The following is a 16,408-nucleotide window of genomic DNA, read 5'->3' on the forward strand; positions in this document are numbered from 1 at the left end:
TGAATCCTCGAATTTTCCCTGCACGAGGGTATTGACTCGGCTGATTGGTCTGATAAATATGCGGCGTCTGCTCGAACACCCTCGACGAGGAGCCGCGAGATGCCCGCCAGCACTGTCAGGAAGCGCAGCAGGTCCCGGATCATCGGCGCGGTGGCTCTGGCCGCCGGTGCCTCGCTCATGCTCGCCGCCTGCGGCAGCACCAAGGACACCGCCGGCGCGGGCAGCGGCGGCACCGGCAAGGTCGGCGTGATCCTGCCGCTGCTGACCTCGCCGTTCTGGCAGTCGTACAACGACTACGTGCCCAAGATGGCCAAGTCCGAGGGCGTCGAGGTGCTGAAGACGGTCAACTCCAACAGCGACCCGTCGCAGCAGATCACCGACATCGACAACGAACTCACCCAGGGCGTCAAGGGGTTGGTCGTCGCGCCGCTGGACAGCGCCGCCATCCAGGCCGGACTCGACCAGGCCGAGCGCAAGGGCGTGCCGGTGGTCGCCGTGGACGTCGCGCCCGACAAGGGCAAGGTCGCCATGGTGGTGCGCGCCGACAACGTGGCCTACGGCGAGAAGGCCTGCGACTACCTCGGACAGCACGTCAGCAGCGGCAAGGTCGTACAGATCATGGGCGACCTCGCCTCGGTCAACGGCCGCGACCGCTCCGAGGCCTTCCGGTCCTGCGTGAAGAAGAAGTACCCGAAGCTCAAGGTGCTGGAGATCCCCGCCAAGTGGGAGTCCGACACCGCCGCCGCCAAGCTGGACACACTCCTCAACGCCAACCCGGACATCAAGGGCATCTACCTGCAGGCGGGCGGCGTCTACCTGGCGCCCACCCTGCAGACCCTGAAGTCCAAGGGCATGCTGAAGCCGACCGGGCAGAAGGGCCACATCGCGATCGTCTCCAACGACGGCATCCCCCAGGAGTACGACGCCATCCGCAAGGGCCAGATCGACGCCACGGTCTCCCAGCCGGCCGACGCCTACGCCAAGTACGGCCTGTACTACATCAAGGCGGCGATGGCGGGGAAGACGTTCAAGCCCGGGCCCACCGACCACGGCTCTGTGATCGTCAGGCTGCCCAGCGGGATCCTGGAGGACCAGCTGCCCGCACCGCTGGTCACCAAGGCCAACGTCGACGACCCCAAGCTGTGGGGCAACACGGTCAAATGAGCACACCGCTTGTGGAAGCCGAGGGCATCGTCAAACGGTACGGCCCCACCGTCGCCCTCGCCGACGGCCGGCTCACCGTCCTGCCCGGCGAGTCCCACGCGCTGGTCGGCCGCAACGGCGCCGGCAAGTCCACCCTCGTCAACGTCCTCACCGGCCTGCAGGCCCCGGACGCGGGCACGGTCCGCTTCGACGGCCAGCCGGCTCCCCCGCTCGCCGACCGGGACGCCTGGCGCCGCAGGGTCGCCTGCGTCTACCAGAAGCCCACGGTCGTCCCGGAGCTGACGGTCGCGGAGAACCTGTTCCTCAACCGGCAGCCGACCGGCCGCGGCGTCATCAGCTGGCGCCGGCTGCGCCGGCAGGCCGCCGAACTCCTCGACACCTGGGACGTGCGCGTCGATCCCGAGGCGCGCACGGCCGACCTCAGGGTGGAGGACCGGCAGATGGTGGAGATCGCGAGGGCGCTGAGCTTCGGCGCCCGGTTCATCGTGCTGGACGAGCCCACCGCCCAGCTCGACAACCGGGAGATCGAGCGGCTGTTCACCCGCATGCGCTCCCTGCAGGACTCCGGCGTCACCTTCCTGTTCATCTCGCACCACCTCCAGGAGGTGTACGAGGTGTGCCAGACGGTCACCGTGCTGCGCGACGCCCGCTGGATCACCACCGCCCCCGTCGCCGACCTGCCGAAGGCGGCGCTGGTGGAGGCCATGGCGGGGGAGTCGGTCGCCGAACAGGCCGCACGGGGCAGGGCGGCGGACGACGGCGCCCCCGTCCTGCTGGAGGCACACGGGCTCACCTCACCGGCGTACGAGGAGGTCGATCTCACCGTCCGCCGCGGTGAGGTCGTCGGACTCGCCGGCTCCAGCGGCAGCGGCAAGACCGAGCTCGCCGAGTCCTTCGCCGGACTGCACACCCCGACCGGCGGCACCGCCGAAGTGGACGGCGAACGGCTGCCGTTCGGGGACGTACGGGCCGCCCTGCGGGCCGGGGTCGGCTGTGTGCCGCGCGACCGGCACGAGCAGGGACTGGTGTCCGGCATGAGCATCGGCGACAACGCCACGCTGAGCGTGCTGGAGCGGCTGGGCCGGGCCGGATTCGTCGCCCCGGACGCACGGCGCCGCTTCGCCGCCGAGCTGATCGACCGCCTCGACATCCATGCCGAGGGCCCCGACCAGCCGGTGTCCGACCTGTCCGGCGGCAACGCCCAGAAGGTGGTGATGGCCCGCGCCCTCGCCTCCGACCCGCGCCTGCTGGTGCTGATCAACCCCACCGCCGGCGTCGACGTGAAGTCCAAGGAGTCACTGCTGGCCCGCATGGACAGCGCCCGCGAGGACGGCACCGCCGTCCTCGTCGTCTCCGACGAACTCGACGACCTGCGCCGCTGCGACCGCGTCCTCGTCCTCTTCCACGGCCGTGTCGTCGCCGAGCACCCGGCCGGCTGGCGCGACCACGAGCTGATCGCCTCCATCGAAGGAGTTGACCACGATGGCTGACACCCGGGCCGCCCCGCCGCTCGCACCCCCGAAGTCCCCGGACGCCCGGTCGGCCAGGACCGTCCTGCTCCGCCGCGCCCGCGAACTCGCCCTCGTTCCCGCCCTGTTGCTGCTCATGGTGCTGGGCGCGGTGGTCAACGACTCGTTCCTGACCGAGCGGAACCTCATCTCGATCCTCGGCGCCTCCGCCGCGCTCGCCATGGTCGTGCTCGCCGAGTCCCTTGTGCTGATCACCGGCAAGTTCGACCTCTCCCTGGAGTCGGTGGTCGGCATCGCGCCGGCCGTCGGCGCCCTGCTGGTGCTGCCCACGGGCCAGTCCGGCTGGGGCACCGGCTTCCCGGCCGGACTCGCCCTGCTCGCGATCCCGGTGGTCGGCGCGGTCATCGGCGCCTTCAACGGCGTCCTCGTCGTGAAGTTCCGGCTCAACGCGTTCATCGTGACGCTCGCGATGCTCATCGTGCTGCGCGGTCTGCTGGTCGGCGCCACCAAGGGCAAGACGCTGTTCGGCATGCCCGACAGCTTCTACTCCCTGGCCACCACCACCTTCCTCAACGTGCCGCTGTCGGTGTGGCTCGCCGCCCTCGCCTTCGCCGTCGCCGGGTTCGTGCTGAAGTACCACCGCACCGGTCGCGCCCTGTACGCGATCGGCGGCAACGCCGACGCCGCCCGCGCGGCCGGAGTCCGGGTGGACCGGGTCATGCTCGGGGTGTACGTCGTCGCGGGCGTGCTCGCCTCGCTCGGCGGGCTGCTGCAGACCGGGTACGTCGGCGCGATCAGCGCCAACCAGGGCCAGAACATGATCTTCACGGTGTTCGCGGCCGCGGTGATCGGCGGCATCAGCCTGGACGGCGGCAAGGGCACCATGTTCGGCGCCCTGACCGGTGTCCTGCTCCTCGGCGTCGTGCAGAACCTGCTCACCCTCGCCCAGGTCCCGTCGTTCTGGATCCAGGCCATCTACGGCGGGATCATCCTCGTCGCCCTCGTGATCGCGCGCGTCACGACGGGCCGCGCCCAGGACTGACCCAGCCGTCAAGTGCCCGACGACCGAAAGGACTTCAGTGTCCCAGGCACCCGCCCGCGTCATCGCGGTCGACACCCACGACATCCGTTTCCCCACCTCGCGCGAGCTGGACGGCTCCGACGCGATGAACCCGGACCCCGACTACTCGGCGGCCTACGTCGTGCTGCGCACCGACGCCGCCGACGGGCACGAGGGCCACGGGTTCGTCTTCACCATCGGGCGGGGCAACGACGTCCAGGTCGCCGCGATCGACGCGCTGCGGGACCATGTGCTCGGCCGCGACGTGGCCGAGCTGTGCGCCGACCCCGGCTCGCTCTTCCGGGACCTGATCGGCGACAGCCAGCTGCGCTGGCTCGGCCCCGAGAAGGGCGTGATGCACATGGCGGTCGGGGCCGTCGTCAACGCCGTCTGGGACCTCGCCGCCCGCCGCGCCGGAAAGCCGCTGTGGCAGCTCCTCGCCGACGCGGAACCCGAGTGGCTGGTCGGGCAGATCGACTTCCGGTACATCGCGGACGCGCTCACCCCCGCCGAGGCCCTCGGCCTGCTGAGGCGGGGGAGGGAGGGAGCGGGGGAGCGCCGGGTACGGCTGCTGGAGCGCGGCTACCCCGCCTACACCACCTCCCCGGGCTGGCTCGGCTACGACGACGACAAGCTCGGCCGGCTCGCCGCGCAGGCCGTCGCCGACGGCTTCACACAGATCAAGCTGAAGGTCGGCGCCGACCTCGACGACGACATCCGGCGCTGCCGGGTCGCCCGCGCGGTCGTCGGACCGGATATCCGGCTCGCCGTCGACGCCAACCAGCGCTGGAACGTGGACGAGGCTATCCGCTGGACCAAGGCCCTCGCCGAGTTCGACCCGTACTGGATCGAGGAGCCCACGAGCCCCGACGACGTCCTCGGCCATGCCACGATCCGCCGCGCGGTCGCCCCGGTGAAGGTCGCCACCGGCGAACACGTGCACAACCGGATCATGTTCAAGCAGCTCCTCCAGGCGGGCGCCCTCGACATCGTCCAGATCGACGCGGCCCGCGTCGCCGGCGTCAACGAGAACCTCGCCATCCTGCTGCTCGCCGCCAAGTTCGGCGTGCCCGTCTGCCCGCACGCGGGCGGCGTCGGCCTGTGCGAACTCGTCCAGCACCTGTCGATGTTCGACTACCTGGCCGTCTCGGGCACCACCGAGGACCGGGTCATCGAGTACGTCGACCACCTCCACGAGCACTTCGTCACGCCCGTCGTCATCCACGACGGCCACTACGCCGCACCCACCGCGCCCGGCTTCTCCGCCGCCCTGCGCCCCGAGTCGATCGCGCGGTACACCTTCCCCGGCGGCACCTACTGGGCCGCCGACCCCGAGACCCAGAAGGGACATGCCGCATGAGCGACTTCGAGGGCCTGAAGGCCCTGGTCACCGGTGGCGCCTCCGGCATCGGCCGGGCCACCGCCGATCTGCTCGCCGCCCGAGGTGCACGGGTCGCCGTCCTCGACCGGGACCCGGCGGACGCCGACAAGCCGCTCCTCGCCTACCGCGCCGACGTGACCGACGACGCCTCCGTCCGCCTGGCCGTCGAGCGGGCGGCCGAGGACCTCGGCGGGCTGGACGTCCTGGTCAACAACGCCGGGATCGGCGCCCAGGGCACGGTCGAGGACAACGACGACGCCGAGTGGCAACGCGTCTTCGACGTCAACGTCCTCGGCATGGTCCGCACCGCCCGCGCCGCCCTGCCGCACCTGCGCCGCTCGGACCACGCCGCGATCGTCAACACCTGCTCCATCGCGGCCACCGCCGGACTGCCCCAGCGCGCCCTGTACAGCGCCACCAAGGGCGCCGTGTACTCCCTGACCCTCGCCATGGCCGCCGACCACGTCCGCGAGGGCATCCGCGTCAACTGCGTCAACCCCGGTACGGCGGACACCCCGTGGATCGGACGGCTGCTCGACGCGGCCCCCGACCCGGCCGCCGAACGCGCCGCCCTTCAGGCCCGCCAGCCCACCGGCCGGCTGGTCTCCGCCGTCGAAGTCGCCGGTGCCATCGCCTACCTGGCCAGTCCGCTGTCCGGCGCCACCACCGGCACCGCCCTCGCCGTCGACGGCGGCATGCAGGGCCTCAGGCTGCGGCCGGTGGGCCGGTGACGCGACTCGGCCGCAGCCAAGTCGAGGTCACCCCGCTCGGCTTCGGCGCGGCGACACTCGGCAACCTCTACCGCCCGGTGGACGAGGAGCAGGCGCGGGAGGCCGTACGGGCCGCCTGGCAGCGCGGCATCCGGTACTTCGACACCGCCCCGCACTACGGGCTCGGGCTGTCCGAACGCCGGCTCGGCGCGGCCCTGCGCGCGTACGACCGCGCCCGCTTCACCGTCTCCACCAAGGTCGGCCGCCGCCTGGAACCCGCCGCCGGCACGGGCGACGACCTGGCGCACGGCTTCGCCGTACCCGACACCCACCGCCGGGTGTGGGACTTCAGCGCCGACGGCGTCCGCCGCACCCTGGAGGCGAGCCTGGACCGTCTCGGCCTGGACCGCGTCGACATCGTGTACCTGCACGACCCCGACGACCACGCCGAGCAGGCCTTCCGTGAGGGCTACCCGGCCCTGGAGAAGCTGCGCGCCGAGGGCGTCGTCGGCGCGATCGGTGCCGGCATGAACCAGACCGCGATGCTCACCCGGTTCGTCCGCGACACCGACGTGGACGTGGTCCTGTGCGCGGGCCGCTACACCCTGCTCGACCAGAGCGCCGGCGCCGAACTGCTGCCCACGGCTGCCGAGCACGGAGTGTCGGTGGTCCTCGGCGGCGTCTTCAACTCGGGTCTGCTGGCGGACCCGACGCCCGAATCGACGTACGACTACAGCCGTGTCCCCCCGGAGTTGCTGGATCGGGTCCTGCGCGTGAAGGCGGTCGCCGAGCGGCACGGCACCACCCTGCGTGCCGCCGCGCTGGCCTTCGCCTCCGCCCACCCGGCCGTCGCCAGTGTCCTGCCCGGACCCCGCTCCGCGCCCGAAGTCCACGACTGCGCCGACCAGTTCGCCTCCACCGTCCCGGCGCAGTTCTGGCGGGAACTGCGGGAGTCCGGCCTGCTGCCCCGAGAGGAGGGCCGGTCATGAGAGTCGCCCTGCACACCAAGGTCCGCGCCGACAGGATCGCCGAGTACGAGGCGGCCCATCGCGAGGTCCCGGAGGAACTGACCCGCGCCATCCGTGCCGCCGGTGTCACCTCTTGGACCATCTGGCGCAGCGGCACCGACCTGTTCCATCTGCTGGAGTGCGCCGACTACGCCCGCCTGCTCGCCGAACTGGAACAGCTGCCGGTCAACGTGGCCTGGCAGGCCCGCATGGCCGAACTGCTCGACGTCGTGCACGACTACTCCAGCGAGGGCGCGGACGCCGGGCTGCCCGTCGTCTGGGAGCTGCCATGAGCGCCGGCGCCCACCACCACGTCCGGGAGCTGCCGTGACCGTCGACGCCCACCACCACGTCTGGGACCTGTCCGTCCGCGACCAGGACTGGATCAAGGGGCCCGAACTTGAGCCCCTGCGCCGGACCTTCGGCCTCGCCGACCTGGAGCCGGAGGCCCGCGCGGCCGGAGTGGACCGCACGGTCCTCGTCCAGACGGTCACCGTCGCCGAGGAGACGCCCGAGTTCCTCGCGCTCGCGGCCGGACACGACCTCGTCGCCGGGGTCGTGGGCTGGACCGACCTCACCCGCCCCGACATCGCCGACGAACTGTCCCGGCTGCGCGAACTCCCCGGGGGCTCCTTCCTGAAGGGCATCCGGCACCAGGTCCAGGGCGAGCCGGACCCGCGGTGGCTGCTGCGCAAGGACGTACAGCGCGGCCTCGCGGCCGTGGCGACCGCGGGGCTCGCGTACGACCTGGTCGTGCTGCCCCACCAGCTCCCGGCCTGCGCGGAGGCCGCCGCACTGCTGCCGCAACTGCCGTTCGTCCTCGACCACTTGGGCAAGCCGCCGATCGCCACGGGAGAATGCGACCCCTGGGCGTCCGCCCTGCGCGCACTCGCCGCCCTTCCCAACACCGTCGCCAAACTATCCGGCCTGGTCACCGAGGCCGACCACGCCTCCTGGACGACGGCCGGCCTACGGCCGTACACGGACACGGCACTGGAGGCCTTCGGCCCCGACCGGCTGATGTTCGGCTCCGACTGGCCGGTGTGCACACTGGCCGCCACCTACACCGAAGTGCTCACCGCCATGACCGAGCTGACCGCGGACCTCGGCGACGCGGACCGCCATGCCCTCTTCGAGGGCACCGCCACGGCCGTCTACGGTCTGTGACCCACGGCGTGGGCGACGGCCGCCCCGGCGACCCGTACCACACAATTGCCGACATGACCGATGATCAGCACCGCTCGCCCGCCGCTCCGTTGCTGCGCGCCCCCGAGGAGGGTGAACACATCGACGTCGCCGGCGTCGCGCACTTCTTCCGGCTCACCGGCGAGCACACCGGCGGGCGCTTCGCCTTCGAGGAGTTCAGCCTCGCCCCCGGCACCATCGGCGCCAGGCCACACGTGCACGATGCACACGACGAGTACTTCTACCTACTCGAAGGCGAGTTGACGCTCCACACCGGCGAGGGCGAGGTGACGGCCGGCCCCGGTCACCTGCTCGCCGCCACCCGCGGCACCCCGCACGGTTTCCGCAATGCCGGCCCGGTCCCGGCACGCGCACTGTGCCTGTTCACCCCGGCCGGGTACGAAAACTACTTCCGCGACGTGCACGCCGCCGTGAGCGCCGGGGCCGAGGCCACCGAGGAACTGCTGGCCGAGTTCCGCGGCCGCTACCGGACCCGGTCGTACCCGGCTCCCCCGGAGAACCGAAAGGAGCCGTAGGCCGAGCCCTCGGGCCGACCCCCCGGGGCCGGAGCCTGCCGTCGGAGGGCCCGGCCGCTCACGACCGCCCGGCCACCTCCGCCAGCCGTGTCGGTGGCAGGTACTCCCGGACGTACGTCCGCTCCCAGCACGCCCCGCTGTCCCGCAGCTCCCGCCAGGTGGTGTAGCGGTAACGGAAGAGGCGGGCGCGGACATACCGGGGCGGGGTGCCCGGCGGGAAGGGGGAGCGGCGCAGCAGACGCAGGGTGTCGCGGTCGTTCTCCAGCAGGCGTTCCACCAGACCCCCGAACCATTCACCCGCATAGCCCGGGGACAGCGCCGCGAACCACATCAGCCAGTCCAGGCGCAGATGGTAGGGGGCGAACTGGCGGGGCCAGTGCCGGGTGTCGCCCGGTTTGCCGCGGAACTCGTACTCCCGCCAGTCCGAGTCCTCGCGCGGTACGTCGTCCAGCGTGCCCTCGACCACCACCTCGTAGCGGATCCGGCTCACGCTGCCGAACGCGCCGTAGGTGTTCACCAGGTGCAGCGGGTCGAAGGAGCGGTTCATGACCTGCCGGCGGGAGATCATGTTGACCACCGGGCGGTAGCTCAGGAAGAGCAGCAGCGCGGCGACCGCGAGCACCAGGACCTCGTACCACAGCGGCGCCGCCGGCACCACGGGCGCGGACGCGGGGATCCGCAGCGCGGACAGGGCCAGCACGATGGTGATCCAGTTCAGCCAGGAGAAGTTGCCGGACAGCACCAGCCACAGCTGGGTGACGATCATCAGGGCGGCGGCGGCCGAGGCGATCGGCTGCGGGGTGCACAGCAGCACCGGTACGACCAGTTGGGTGACATGGTTGGCGGCCACCTCCACCCGGTGCAGCGGCTTCGGCAGATGGTGGAAGAACCAGCTCAGCGGGCCCGGCATCGGCTGTGTCTCGTGGTGGTAGTCGAGACAGGTCAGCTTCCGCCAGCAGGCGTCGCCGCGCATCTTGATCAGCCCGGCGCCGAACTCGACCCGGAACAGGATCCAGCGCAGCAGGAACAGCACGACGATCGGCGGCGCCACCTCGTCGTTGCCGAGGAACGCGGCCAGGAAGCCCGTCTCCAGCAGCAGCGACTCCCAGCCGAACGCGTACCACGTCTGGCCCACGTTCACGATCGACAGATACAGCGCCCAGGGCACCAGCCACAGCAGGATCCCGGCCCACAGCGGCAGCAGGGAGTCCGCGCCGGCGAGCAGCGCCGCCGACACCGCGGCACCGGCCCAGGCGCACCCCGCGAAGAAGCGGTCGGAGTAGTGCAGATGGAACACGCTCGGCGCCCGTTTGAAGGGGATCCGCGCCACGAACCGGGGGATCGGCAGCATGCCGCGCTCGCCCAGCAGCGCCCGGAACTGCAGGGCCGCCGTCAGGAAAGCCACCAGGTATACGGCGGCCAGAGCCCGCTGGAAGACCAGCCGGGTCAGCCAGTAGTCGGGAGCGGTGAACCAGTTCACGGCTGTGCGCGCCCTTCGTCGCGGCTGGACCGCCGGTGTCGCCTTCATCATGTCCTGCGCCCGAGTTGCCAGCCAATCGGGCGCGATGCAAACAATGGGGGGAATTCACCCACAGTGATGCGGAGTGTACGGTGCGGATATCCACCGGATCCATCGTCATGGCCTGCGCTCTCTCGGTGGCGCTCCTCGTCGCCGGCTGCGCCCGCCTCGGCGTCAAGGAGGCCCGGATGGGCGAGGAGGTCTATCTCCTGCCCGCCGCGGTGCAAGGGCCTAACCCTTTCACCGGTTCCACGGTCACCGCGCCGACGGTGTCCGGCACCGGGAGCGCCGCCCCGACCGCGTCGCCGCTTGCCGGTGCGGTCGAGCCCACGGCCGCCGGACCGCCCGTCGCCGGATCCTCCCCGCCGGCACTGGCCGCCGGGCTGGTCGCCGTACCCCCGCGCCCCATGCGCGTCCTGTCCGGCGCGACGCCCGGCCTCTACGGCGGTACCGCCCGCGTCGCCGGCTGTGACGTCGAACGGCAGATCGGGTATCTGACGGCGGACCGGGCCAAGGGTGACGCCTTCGCCCGCGCGTCCGGTGTCTCCGCGAGCGGCGTTCCCGGCTATCTGCGCGGCCTGGCCCCGGTGACGCTGCGCGCCGACACCCGGGTCACCGACCACGGCTACCGCGGCGGGCAGGCGGTCGATTACCAGGCCGTCCTCCAGGCCGGCACCGCGGTCCTCGTCGACGACCGCGGGCTGCCCCGGGTGCGCTGCGCCTGCGGCAACCCTCTGGGGTCGCCCGCGCCGACCGCCGGCTTCAGCGCCCGTGGCAGCGCATGGTCCGGCTACCGTCCGGGCCGGGTGATCGCGGTGACACCCGCGCCCCGGGCGGTCGCCAGCATCACGATCGTCAACGCCGAGACACGCACCTGGATCGAGCGCCGCATCGGCGACGACGTACGCCACGACCGGGTCGTCCCCGCGCCCGACTGGGCCACCGCCCCGCCCGACGGCGACCCCGACCCCGACCCGGTGGACACCGCCTCCCCCGGCACCGCACCGCCGTACACCCTGCCCAGTCCGCAGCGGAGCGGGCCGGGAACGTCCCCTGGGCCGAGCGGCGGACAGTCGTCGGCCGCCCCCCTCACGGCACCGGACACGCCCGCCGGACGGGGCGCCCCGGTCCCCGGTGCGGCCGATCCGAGCCCGTCGTCCCTCGGTCTCGTCCCGGACGCCCCCGGCAGCCAGGACCCGCCCTACGGCTTCGGCCCACCGGACGCAACCGGCCCGCCCGAGCGCGGCGAACCGATGCCGGACGGCCCGCCGGACGGCCGGTCCAGCGGGGTCCCCGACGCGACGGACGGCGGTGTCACCGCGGACCTCTCCGGCGGCTGAGCCGGTTCGGCAGCGGACACGCCCGCCGGACGGGGCGCCCCGGTTCCCGGTACGGCCGATCCGAGCCCGTCGTCCCTCGGTCTCGTCCCGGACGCCCCCGGCAGCCAGGACCCGCTCTACGGCTTCGGCCCACCGGACGGGACCGGCCCGCCCGAGCGCGGCGGACCGATCCCGGAGGGCCCGCCGGACGGCCGGTCCAGTGGGGTCCCCGACGCGGCGGACGGCGGTGTCACCGCGGACCTCTCCGGCGGCTGAGCCGGTTGGGGCGCTCACGGCCGGGAGACGGCCGGAGGAAGAGGTCGAAGAGTCGGATAAGGGCCGCCACCCTCACGGCACCGGACGCGCCCACCGGACGCAACCGGCCCGCCCGAGCGCGGCGGACCGATCCCGGACGGGCCACCGGACGGCCGGTCCAGCGGGGTCCCCGACGCGGCGGACGGCGGTGTCACCGCGGACCTCTCCGGCGGCTGAGCCGGTTCGGCAGCGGGCGCTCACGGCCGGGAGACGGCCGGAGGAAGAGGTCGAAGAATCGGATAAATCCTGGCAAGGTGGGCGCATGGCAGTTCGGGGAGCGAGTGCCGTGTCACTCCCGGAGGACTGGCCCGCCCACCCGGATCCGATCCTGGCGCTCAACCGCATGGGCACCTTCGACTGGGACCTGGACACGGGCCTGTTCCACATGGACGCCCAGGCCCACCAGGTGTTCGACCTGCTGCCCGAGGAGTACGACGGACGCCCCGAGTCCCTTGCCGTCCGGGTGCCGCCGACGGAGTCCGCCCGGCTGGACGCGCTGGTGGCCCGGGCCATCAAGGACGGCAGCGAGAACTACGGGGCCTACTTCCGCATACGCTGCCGCGACGGCACCCCGCGCTGGACCCACACGCAGGGCTACATCCGCCGGGACGACACCGGCCGCCCGAGCCGGGTCGTCGGCATCGTCCGCGACGCCACCGAGGAACTCGCCGAGAGCGGGGCGCGCAGCCTGCGCGCCGCCCAGGACGAGGCGTTCCGCCAGCAGACCAACGTCGCGCAGGCCGTCTCCGCCGCCCTCGCCCACGCCCGCAGCGTCCAGGAGGTCATCGACGCCCTCAAGGACACCCGCGGCATCCGCCACCTCGGTGCGACCAGCCTGGTGATGGGGCTGGTCGAGGCCGGCCGCATCCGGCTGGTCGCGGAGGGACCCGTCGAAGCCTCCGTCCCCGGCACCCAGATCACCCGGATCGACGAGCAGTACCCGATGAGCGAGGCCGTCCGCACGCTCCGCCCGCGGTTCATTGAGTCCCCGGAGGAGTTCGCCGAGCACTATCCGATCCTCTGGCCGCACCTCACCGACCTGCACGTCACCTCGGCCGCCTATCTGCCGCTGATCGCCCAGGCCCGCGCGATCGGCGGGATGGGGCTGCTCTACAGCGACCGGCGCGGCTTCTCCACAGAGGAGCGCGCCGTGCTGGTCGCGCTCGGCAGCAGCATCGCGCAGAGCCTGCAGCGGGCCATGCTCTACGAGCAGGAGAAGGATCTCGCCCGGGGGCTGCAGCAGGCCATGCTGCCGCGCACCATACCCAGTGTCCGCGGCGCCGACATCGCCGTCCGCTACCGCGCCGGCACCGCCGCGGGCGCCCTCGGCCGGGACATCGGCGGCGACTGGTACGACCTGATCCCGCTGCCCGGCGGCCGGGTCGGCGCGGTCATCGGCGACGTCCAGGGCCACGACACCCACGCGGCGGCCGTCATGGGCCAGCTGCGGATCGTGCTGCGCGCCTACGCCGCGGAGGGACACACCCCGGCCGCCGTGATGGCCCGTGCCTCCGTCTTCCTGCACGAACTCGACACCGACCGCTTCGCCACCTGCCTGTACGCCGAGGCCGACCTGTCCACCGGGGTCGTGCAGGCCGTCCGGGCCGGGCACATCGATCTGCTGATCCGGCACGGCGACGGCAGCTGCCGCCGGGTGCCGGTCGAGGGCGGGCTGCCGCTCGGCCTGTCCGCCGAGTTCGGCCGGCTGGAGTACCCCGTGTCCACCCTCGAACTCGACCCCGGCCACACCCTGCTGCTGTGCACCGACGGGCTCGTCGAACAGCCCGGCGCCGACCTCGACGACGGCATACGCCGCCTCCTGTCGCTCGTCGCGGACGGCCCCGAGGACGTGCGGGAGCTCGCCGACCGGCTGATCCAGGTGGCCGAGGAGCGGGGCGGCGACGACGACGTGGCGCTGCTCCTGCTGCGCCGGCGCACCCCGGAGGCCCCGCCCGCCGGCGGCCGGCTCCAGCAGCACGTGGCGCCCGGCGACCCGGAGGCCCTCAGCCAGGCCCGGCACCTGATCCGCGCCGCGGTCCGCTCCTGGGGCCACCGCGACCGGGCCGACGAGATCGAGCTGGTCGCCGACGAGCTGATCACCAACGCGCTGATGCACACCGAGGGTTCCGCGATCGTGACCCTGCGGGCCCTCGACGGCGGCCACCGCAGGCTGCGGATCGACGTCGAGGACTCCTCCAGCGCCCTGCCGCGCCGCCGCGAGGCGGGGGAGGACTGCGTCTCCGGCCGGGGCCTGCTGCTCGTGGAGATGCTCGCCGACGCGTGGGGCGTCGAGGCGCGGGGCGGCGGCAAGGCGGTGTGGTGCGAGTTCCGCCGGGGCGGCTGAAGCGCCGCACCCGGTTCGCCGGTGCCGGATGGCACTCTGGACCCATGCCGGAACTGCCTGAGGTAGAAGCGCTGAAGGACTTCCTCACCGCGCACCTGGTCGGCCGCCGGGTGGCGCGGGTGCTGCCGGTCGCCGTCAGCGTCCTGAAGACGTACGACCCTCCGATCACCGCCTTCGAGGGCGCCGAGGTGACGGCCGTGCACCGGCACGGCAAGTTCCTGGACCTGGCGGCGGACAGCGGGCTGCACCTGGTGACCCACCTGGCGCGGGCGGGCTGGCTGCAGTGGAAGGACCGGCTGCCGTCCGGCCCGCCCAAGCCGGGCAAGGGCCCGCTCGCGCTGCGCGTGGCACTGGACACCGGCGAGGGCTTCGACCTCACCGAGGCCGGCACCCAGAAACGCCTCGCGGTCTACGTGGTCCGTGATCCGCAGCAGGTCGAGGGCATCGCCCGGCTCGGCCCGGACCCGCTGGCCGCCGACTTCGACGAGGACCGCCTCGCCGCCCTGCTCAAGGACGAGAGACGTCAGCTGAAGGGCGCCTTGCGCGACCAGTCCCTGATCGCCGGCGTCGGCAACGCCTACAGCGACGAGATCCTGCACGCCGCGAAAATGTCCCCGTTCAAGCTCGCCGCCTCCCTGACCCCCGAGGAGACCCATCGGCTCTACGCGGCACTCCGCTCGACGCTCACCGAGGCGGTCGACCGCTCCCGGGGCCTGGCCGCCGGACGGCTGAAGGAGGAGAAGAAGAGCGGTCTGCGCGTCCACGGCCGCACCGGCGAGCCCTGCCCGGTGTGCGGCGACACCATCCGCGAGGTCTCCTTCAGCGACTCCGCGCTGCAGTACTGCCCCACCTGCCAGACGGGCGGCAAGCCCCTGGCGGACCGCAGACTGTCCCGGCTGCTGAAATGAGCCCCGACCGCAAGCCGGCGTGACTACGGCGCGTCGACGGACACCAGGCGCTGCCCGTCCGTCGTGCGCACGTCGTAGTGGGCTATCTCGTCGGGGTGCATCGTGGAGGATCCGAGCGCGGTGAAGGTGCCGGTGGCGTGGCCGGGTTCCATCCAGGTGCCGGCGACCTCCTCGGAGCCGTCGCGGCCCACGACGACGAGCCGGCAGGCATGCGGGCCGGTGCCGTCCTTCACCTTCAGGGACAGCCGGCTGCCCGTGTCGCCGTCGGCGGCGGTGACCTCGGCCCACACCCCGGTCTTCGGATCGGCCGCCGCGGTGACGTGCGCCGACGGTTCCGCGTGGCCGGCGAAGGCCGCGATGCCCGGACCGGCCACGGCCAGCACCACCGAGGCGGCCAGGCCGTACAGAAAGCGCCGGCGGCGCGCCCGATGCCGGTGCGCGACCTCGCCGAGCAGCCGGTCCAGCAGCCGGGGACCGGGCTGCGCCATGGGGTGCACAAAGCGCGGCGTGGCCCGGCGGTACAGCATCAACTGCCGTGCGGCGGGACCGAATTCGGTCACCTGTGCCGCGCACTGAGGGCACTCCATGAGGTGGTCCTCGAAGCGGAAGGCCTCCGCCTCGTCCAGCACGCCGAGCGCGTATGCGCCGACGTCGCGATGCCTTTCCAGGGACCTCATGCCGAATCCTCGTGCCGATGGGTGCGGGTGGGGTTACTCCGTGCACCCACCCGTACGCAGCCAACAGCAGAATCACTCAAGCCACCCACAGAATCCCGGACGAGAGATTCGGAGCCGCGCGGCCCGCGGATTGGTCCGATTCCGGAAAACTTCAGAAAGCCCCGGAGGGACGGGTCAGAACAGATGGATCGCGAGGTGCCCGAGGGGCAGCCCGAGCCGCCAGGCCGGGGTCCACACCTTCGGCCCGTCGTCCTCGCCGGCCGGCCCCCCGCCGCCCGGCACCGCGTCCAGGTCCGGCGCGAGCAGCTCGGTCTCCTCCAGCCAGCGCCAGGCGTCGGCGGCGAGGGCCAGGTCGGGCGAGCGGGTGCCGGAACGCTCGGCCCGCTCGGTCAGCTCGGCCATGCGCTCGCGCACCCAGTCCCGCCACGGCTGGTCGTAGGCGGTCAGGGAGAGCCAGTTCTCCAGCTGGGAGATCACCCGGATGCCGGACAGCTCCCCGTCGGTGTCGGACAGGAAGACGGTGAGCGCCAGCGCGTCCCGGCCGGCCCTGAACTCGAAGGAGGTCGGCGGCATCAGGTCGCCGGTGCGCAGCAGTTCGTCGGCGATGTACTCGGCGTACAACCAGGCCATGGGGACGGCCAGTTCACCGCCGTCGGTGCCGTCCGTGCTCTCGTGCCCTCTGTGCTGCATCCCTTCCTGCCCTTCCTCCGGTACGTGCGCGTCGCCCGAGCCTCGTCGGGGTCGCAGCCCCGGCCGTCTGCCCGGAACGCGGATGAGGACAGCCCATTGCCCGAACGGGGGCCACAGCAAGGCG

The 16,408-nt window shown here is 72.6% G+C and carries 15 protein-coding genes; 12 read left to right on the top strand and 3 right to left on the bottom strand.

The genetic code is table 11. The features are described 5' to 3' along the window. Positions 1–99: 99 nt before the first annotated feature. The 9 genes from ACIBJF_RS21370 to ACIBJF_RS21410 are packed head-to-tail and all read left to right on the top strand — an operon-like array spanning position 100 to position 8,512. Positions 100–1,164 (top strand): sugar ABC transporter substrate-binding protein, encoded by a 1,065-nt coding sequence (locus ACIBJF_RS21370; RefSeq protein ID WP_399175699.1) that lies wholly within the window; start codon positions 100–102, stop codon positions 1,162–1,164. Continuing rightward, positions 1,161–2,654, top strand: a complete 1,494-nt coding sequence (locus ACIBJF_RS21375) for a sugar ABC transporter ATP-binding protein (RefSeq protein ID WP_399175701.1) — start codon at positions 1,161–1,163, stop codon at positions 2,652–2,654. Before ACIBJF_RS21370 ends, ACIBJF_RS21375 begins: the two co-directional genes overlap by 4 nt. After that, positions 2,647–3,675, top strand: coding sequence for an ABC transporter permease (locus tag ACIBJF_RS21380; protein ID WP_399175702.1), 1,029 nt, complete (start codon positions 2,647–2,649; stop codon positions 3,673–3,675). The genes ACIBJF_RS21375 and ACIBJF_RS21380 overlap by 8 nt, the downstream gene beginning before the upstream one ends. A 37-nt stretch (positions 3,676–3,712) precedes the next feature. Continuing rightward, the gene (locus ACIBJF_RS21385; RefSeq protein WP_399175704.1) at positions 3,713–5,053 is read left to right on the top strand and encodes an L-fuconate dehydratase; all 1,341 of its coding nucleotides are present in this window, start codon (positions 3,713–3,715) and stop codon (positions 5,051–5,053) included. Then, positions 5,050–5,805 (top strand): SDR family NAD(P)-dependent oxidoreductase, encoded by a 756-nt coding sequence (locus ACIBJF_RS21390; RefSeq protein ID WP_399175706.1) that lies wholly within the window; start codon positions 5,050–5,052, stop codon positions 5,803–5,805. The genes ACIBJF_RS21385 and ACIBJF_RS21390 overlap by 4 nt, the downstream gene beginning before the upstream one ends. After that, complete coding sequence (locus ACIBJF_RS21395; protein ID WP_399175708.1) at positions 5,802–6,773, top strand: aldo/keto reductase; 972 nt, start codon at positions 5,802–5,804, stop codon at positions 6,771–6,773. Before ACIBJF_RS21390 ends, ACIBJF_RS21395 begins: the two co-directional genes overlap by 4 nt. Beyond that, positions 6,770–7,084 (top strand): L-rhamnose mutarotase, encoded by a 315-nt coding sequence (locus ACIBJF_RS21400; protein ID WP_356307055.1) that lies wholly within the window; start codon positions 6,770–6,772, stop codon positions 7,082–7,084. The genes ACIBJF_RS21395 and ACIBJF_RS21400 overlap by 4 nt, the downstream gene beginning before the upstream one ends. A 34-nt stretch (positions 7,085–7,118) precedes the next feature. Next, positions 7,119–7,958: an amidohydrolase family protein gene (locus tag ACIBJF_RS21405; protein ID WP_399175710.1), complete on the top strand. Its 840-nt coding sequence runs from the start codon at positions 7,119–7,121 to the stop codon at positions 7,956–7,958. A gap of 53 nt (positions 7,959–8,011) precedes the next feature. After that, the gene (locus ACIBJF_RS21410; protein ID WP_399175712.1) at positions 8,012–8,512 is read left to right on the top strand and encodes a cupin domain-containing protein; all 501 of its coding nucleotides are present in this window, start codon (positions 8,012–8,014) and stop codon (positions 8,510–8,512) included. A gap of 58 nt (positions 8,513–8,570) precedes the next feature. Here the strand turns inward: ACIBJF_RS21410 and ACIBJF_RS21415 are convergent, their stop codons facing one another. Further along, positions 8,571–9,992: a lipase maturation factor family protein gene (locus tag ACIBJF_RS21415; RefSeq protein ID WP_399175714.1), complete on the bottom strand. Its 1,422-nt coding sequence runs from the start codon at positions 9,990–9,992 to the stop codon at positions 8,571–8,573. A 131-nt stretch (positions 9,993–10,123) separates the two neighbouring features. On the opposite strand from ACIBJF_RS21415, the gene ACIBJF_RS21420 reads away from it, so the two are divergent. The 3 genes from ACIBJF_RS21420 to ACIBJF_RS21430 all read left to right on the top strand — a co-directional run bounded on the left by ACIBJF_RS21420 (position 10,124) and on the right by ACIBJF_RS21430 (position 14,917). Next, positions 10,124–11,371 carry a DUF6777 domain-containing protein gene (locus ACIBJF_RS21420; protein ID WP_399175716.1) on the top strand — a complete coding sequence of 416 codons (1,248 nt, stop codon included), beginning with the start codon at positions 10,124–10,126 and terminating at the stop codon, positions 11,369–11,371. Between the two features lie 556 nt (positions 11,372–11,927). Continuing rightward, on the top strand, positions 11,928–14,009 hold the full coding sequence (locus ACIBJF_RS21425) for a SpoIIE family protein phosphatase (RefSeq protein WP_399175717.1): 2,082 nt from the start codon (positions 11,928–11,930) through the stop codon (positions 14,007–14,009). A 44-nt stretch (positions 14,010–14,053) separates the two neighbouring features. Next, positions 14,054–14,917 (top strand): Fpg/Nei family DNA glycosylase, encoded by an 864-nt coding sequence (locus ACIBJF_RS21430; protein WP_399175719.1) that lies wholly within the window; start codon positions 14,054–14,056, stop codon positions 14,915–14,917. Positions 14,918–14,940: 23 nt separating this feature from the next. Here the strand turns inward: ACIBJF_RS21430 and ACIBJF_RS21435 are convergent, their stop codons facing one another. After that, positions 14,941–15,594: a zf-HC2 domain-containing protein gene (locus ACIBJF_RS21435; protein WP_399175720.1), complete on the bottom strand. Its 654-nt coding sequence runs from the start codon at positions 15,592–15,594 to the stop codon at positions 14,941–14,943. Between the two features lie 174 nt (positions 15,595–15,768). Continuing rightward, positions 15,769–16,284 carry a hypothetical protein gene (locus tag ACIBJF_RS21440; protein WP_365324578.1) on the bottom strand — a complete coding sequence of 172 codons (516 nt, stop codon included), beginning with the start codon at positions 16,282–16,284 and terminating at the stop codon, positions 15,769–15,771. Positions 16,285–16,408 lie beyond the last annotated feature (124 nt).

Origin of the sequence: Streptomyces sp. NPDC050743 (genome assembly GCF_044456925.1) — a bacterium.
GTDB lineage: Bacteria > Actinomycetota > Actinomycetes > Streptomycetales > Streptomycetaceae > Streptomyces.